Origin of the sequence: Methylophaga sp. UBA4204 (genome assembly GCF_002379485.1) — a bacterium.
In the GTDB taxonomy this organism is placed as follows: domain Bacteria; phylum Pseudomonadota; class Gammaproteobacteria; order Nitrosococcales; family Methylophagaceae; genus Methylophaga.
Genome location: NZ_DFTU01000020.1, coordinates 14,384 through 19,177 on the forward strand (window position 1 = coordinate 14,384; position 4,794 = coordinate 19,177).

A 4,794-nucleotide genomic window follows, 5' to 3' on the forward strand; every position below is an offset into this window, starting at 1 on the left:
CTAATGCCATTCATGCCGGTAATTTGAACGGCCTGTATATCATGGGGGAAAACCCTGCGATGTCGGATCCGGATGCCAATCATGCCCGTGAGGCTTTGTCTGAGCTCGATATTCTGGTGGTACAGGATATCTTCCTGACCGAAACCGCCTATCTGGCAGATGTTATTTTGCCTGCATCAGGCTTCCCGGAAAAAACCGGTACCTTTACCAATACGGATCGATTGGTACAAATGGGACGTAAAGCGATTCCAATGCCGGGAGATGCCCGTCAGGATTTATGGATCATTCAGCAGATTGCCCAGAGAATGGGGCTGGATTGGCATTATGATGGCCCGAGAGAAGTCTTTGACGAAATACGTAAAGCGGTTCCATCCATGGGGGGAATCACCTCGGAACGTCTGGAACGTGAACATGGCGTGGTTTATCCCTGTGAACAGGAAGGTGATCCGGGTGAACCGATTATTTTCACCGATCGTTTCCCGACAACGGATGGGCGCGGTCTGTTTGTACCAGCGGATATTGTCGAACCGGATGAACGTCCTGACGAAGAATATCCGTACATCTTAATCACTGGCCGTATGCTGGAACATTGGCATACCGGTTCAATGACCCGTCGTTCCAATGTGCTGGATGCACTGGAACCTGAAGCCGTCGCCACCATCCATCCGCTGACTCTGGAAGAGATGAATGTCAGACCGGGTGAAATGGTGACCTTGTCTACACGTCGCGGTGAAGTTTCTGTAGTCGCACGGGTCGATGAAGCGGTGCCAACTGGGGCGATATTTATGGCCTTCTGTTATTACGAAGCGGCGGTAAACAAACTATCCAACGCAGCTTTGGATCCGGCGGCAAAAATTCCGGAGTTCAAATATTGCGCGGTTAAAGTCACGCCAGGTGGACAACCACTGCAATTCCACAGTTATGGTGGTGGTCAAGCAGTAAATAAACTCAGGCAGTGATTGAGGGTGGTATCACAAAAGGGCATGTTTTCATGCCCTTTTTTATGTCATAAGCGCGCATTCTTGCTAAGATAGCGGCGAATAATCTCTTGACGCAACAGGTCAAAAAAATAAATGAAAATCCTCATAAGTAACGACGACGGCTACATGGCAAAGGGTATCCGTACGCTGGCACGCTCGCTTGCCGGTCTGGGGGAAATCACAGTGGTTGCGCCAGATCGTAACCGCAGTGGTGCCAGTAACTCGCTGACATTGGAAAATCCCTTACGACTGGACCGGATGGAAGACGGTGTTTATCGCGTAGAAGGTACGCCGACAGACTGTGTACATCTGGCCATTACCGGTTTACTGGAAGATGAACCCGACATGGTGGTTTCAGGCATTAATGCGGGAGCCAATCTGGGTGATGATGTGCTGTATTCAGGCACCGTGGCTGCCGCGATGGAAGGACGCTTTCTGGGATTGCCCGCGATTGCTATTTCGCTGGCGAGCTTCGAAGGCAAACATTACGAAACAGCAGGCTGGGTAGCCCAACAGTTAGTCGAAAGACTTAAATCTGTAGCATTACCCGCTGATACTATTCTGAATGTGAATGTGCCCGATCTGCCAATTGAAGAAATTATTGGTTTTGAAAGCACCCGTCTTGGTCATCGGCATAAAGCCGAACCCGTGATCAAAGAAATAGATCCGCGTGGCAGACCCATGTATTGGATTGGTCCCGCCGGAGCAGAGCAGGATGCGGGGCCCGGAACCGATTTTGATGCGATTCGCCGTGGTGCGGTATCGGTTACACCGTTACAAATTGATTTAACCCGATATGATGCAATTGATGGCGTCTCAAGATGGTTGGAAAGCACTTTGCCATGATCGCCGATCCACGTGGAATAGGGATGACCTCGCAAAGGACTCGGGATCGACTGATCCAGCGTCTGCAGGAGCGTGGTATCCAGAATATTCAACTGTTAACGGTGATGCGGCAGTGCCCCCGGCATTTATTTGTCGACGAGGCTTTAGCCAGCAGAGCGTATGAAGACACGGCATTGCCAATCGGCCTGGGCCAGACCATTTCGCAACCCTACATTGTGGCGCGAATGACCGAAATTCTGTTGCAGGGTGGCCCGAGAAACAAAGTATTGGAAATCGGCACTGGCTCTGGCTATCAGACGGCAGTGCTTTCTGCATTAGTGCCAAGAGTCTTCAGCGTTGAGCGTATTGCACCATTACTCAAGCAGGCCAGAGAACGTTTTTATCTGTTAAAGCTTAATAATATTCGCCTCAAACACAGTGATGGCAATTGGGGTTGGCCGGAAAATGGCCCCTATGACGGCATTATTGTCACCTGTGGTGCAGAACACATACCTCCCACGTTGTTGGAACAACTTGCACCCGGTGGACGATTGATAATTCCAGTCGGTGGCAGCAAGGGACAGATCCTGAAGGTGATAGATCGGGTCGGTGGTAAATTTGAAGAGACGGAATGGGACGCCGTCAGTTTTGTCCCGCTTTTAACTGGACAGATTGGATGAAATTATTTTCAGGGCTTTACGCAAAAGTCATGCAATGGGCCAGGCATAAACACGCCACCTATTGGCTGGCATTAGTCAGCTTTACCGAATCATCCTTTTTCCTGATACCACCCGATGTGATGCTGGCGCCAATGTCGCTGGCAAGACCTGATAAAGCCTGGTTTTATGCCGGATTAACCACGATAGCTTCCGTTTTAGGCGGTTTATTGGGCTACATTATTGGGGTGTTTGCTTTACAGATGGTTGAGCCCTTGATTGTTCAGTTTGGCTATACTGAAGCCTATGAAACTGCCCAGCAATGGTTTGCCGATTATGGTTTCTGGGCCATCTTTTTAGCGGGCTTTACACCGATACCTTACAAGATATTTACCATTGCTTCCGGTGCGGTGGGGATGTTGTTATTACCCTTTATTCTGGGTTCTTTGATTGGTCGTGGTATGCGGTTTTTCCTGGTCGCCGGTTTAATGAAATGGGGTGGTCAGCCGTTTGAAGAAAAATTACATCTGTGGGTGGATCGACTCGGCTGGATCACGGTCGGTCTGTTGGTTTTGGCTTATTTGATATTTGTCTGATATGAAACGGCTGTTCATTGTGCTGATGGTTACGTTGACTGCTTGCAGCGGTAACAATGCGTTAGCGCCGATCGGCAGGGAAGATTCGGGTAGATATCAGCAACGTCCTGCCCCGGCGCCAGCACCTAACAGCTATACCGTCAGAAAAGGCGATACGCTGTATTCCATCAGCTTCCGCTATGGCATGGATTATCGTGATGTTGCACGTATCAACGGCATTCGGCCGCCTTATACCATTTATGTCGGACAAAAAATCAAATTCGATGGTCAGCGTGTTACTACCGCATCCACCACCCGTCCGGGAACTGTAACACCAAGCCCTAGTAGACCTTCATCACCTTCGGTCACGCGTCCTTCAACCACGACTCAACCGTCACGGCCTTCAACCGCCACTCAAACACCGCAGGTGAAACCATCCACGCCTAAACCAACGTCATCACCAGCGTTGACCTCAGGCAGTGAAAGCCTTATCTGGCGTTGGCCGACTGAGGGCCGGGTAGTGTCGACATTTTCAGAATCTGCCGCGGGTCGCAAAGGAATTAACATTATCGGCAAACCCGGACAGCCGATTTTGGCAGCAGCGGATGGCAAGGTGGTCTACAGCGGTGATGGCTTGCCGCGCTACGGCAATCTGCTGATCATCAAACATAATGATGTCTATCTAAGTGCATATGCCCACAATGATACGTTGCTGGTGAAAGAGGGCGATACAGTGAAAAGTGGTCAGCGTATTGCCACACTGGGTCGGTCCGGCACCCAGGTCGAACAATTGCATTTCGAAATTCGTCGAAACGGTAAACCCGTCGATCCAATCCGCTTTCTGCCTAAACAATAAGCGGCATTATCCGTTACAATAACGGGTTTGCTGCGGCAGCTTTATCAACTAATTTCAATGAGGTACTAGCGTGGAACTCGGCGCGACGATGCAACGAATTAAAACTCTCCGTGATCGCAGTGACGATCTCAGGGGGTATCTTTGACTTCGATACTAAAGCAGAACGCTTAGTCGAAGTCACCCGTGAGCTGGAAGATCCCAATGTCTGGAATGATCCGGAAAACGCCCAAAAATTAGGCCAGGAACGCTCAAGCCTGGAGCGTATTGTCAAAACCCTGTCATCGCACAGTGAAGTTTTAGACGATGCCAAAGACCTGCTCGAACTTGCTGTTGAAGAAAACGACGAAGACACCTTTAATGCCGTCAACAATGATTTAGACGAGCTGGAAAAAGGTCTGGAAAAACTCGAATTCCAGCGCATGTTCTCCGGCAAGCTCGACGCCAACAGCGCCTATCTGGATATCCAGTCCGGCTCTGGCGGTACTGAAGCACAGGATTGGGCCAATATTATTCTGCGCATGTATCTGCGTTGGGGTGAAGCCCAGGGCTACAAAGTCACGCTGATGGAAGTCTCCGAAGGTGAGGTTGCTGGTATCAAGAGCGCCACCGTGCGTTTTGAAGGCGAATACGCCTTTGGCATGTTGCGTACCGAAACCGGTGTACATCGTCTGGTACGTAAATCGCCATTTGATTCCGGTGCTCGTCGTCATACCTCATTTGCTTCGGTATTTGTGTATCCGGAAGTGGATGACACCATCGAAATCGATATTAATCCGTCTGATTTACGTATTGATACCTACCGCTCAAGCGGTGCCGGTGGTCAGCACGTTAACACCACCGACTCGGCGGTACGGATTACCCACGAACCCACCGGAATTGTGGTGGCATGCCAGAATCAGCGT

General features: G+C 50.2%; 6 protein-coding genes (1 of these 6 running past the window's edge). All 6 read left to right on the top strand.

The window, feature by feature from the left end:
- A partial coding sequence (locus B3182_RS02575) for a molybdopterin oxidoreductase family protein (RefSeq protein ID WP_292751418.1) occupies positions 1 to 959 on the top strand: 959 nt, incomplete at its 5' end.
- Between the two features lie 114 nt (positions 960 to 1,073).
- Entirely contained in the window at positions 1,074 to 1,826 is a 753-nt protein-coding gene (gene surE, locus B3182_RS02580; protein WP_292353486.1) for a 5'/3'-nucleotidase SurE, read from the top strand.
- Positions 1,823 to 2,485 (top strand): protein-L-isoaspartate(D-aspartate) O-methyltransferase, encoded by a 663-nt coding sequence (locus B3182_RS02585; protein ID WP_292354093.1) that lies wholly within the window; start codon positions 1,823 to 1,825, stop codon positions 2,483 to 2,485. The genes surE and B3182_RS02585 overlap by 4 nt, the downstream gene beginning before the upstream one ends.
- The gene (locus B3182_RS02590; RefSeq protein ID WP_292353487.1) at positions 2,482 to 3,057 is read left to right on the top strand and encodes a YqaA family protein; all 576 of its coding nucleotides are present in this window, start codon (positions 2,482 to 2,484) and stop codon (positions 3,055 to 3,057) included. The genes B3182_RS02585 and B3182_RS02590 overlap by 4 nt, the downstream gene beginning before the upstream one ends.
- A gap of 1 nt (position 3,058) precedes the next feature.
- Positions 3,059 to 3,892, top strand: coding sequence for a peptidoglycan DD-metalloendopeptidase family protein (locus tag B3182_RS02595; RefSeq protein WP_292353488.1), 834 nt, complete (start codon positions 3,059 to 3,061; stop codon positions 3,890 to 3,892).
- Positions 3,893 to 3,980: 88 nt separating this feature from the next.
- A protein-coding gene (prfB, locus tag B3182_RS02600; protein ID WP_292751421.1) for a peptide chain release factor 2 occupies positions 3,981 to 4,794 on the top strand; the annotation gives its coding sequence in 2 pieces (ribosomal slippage) (positions 3,981 to 4,034 and positions 4,036 to 4,794; 1,176 coding nt in all) (it continues 363 nt past the right edge of the window).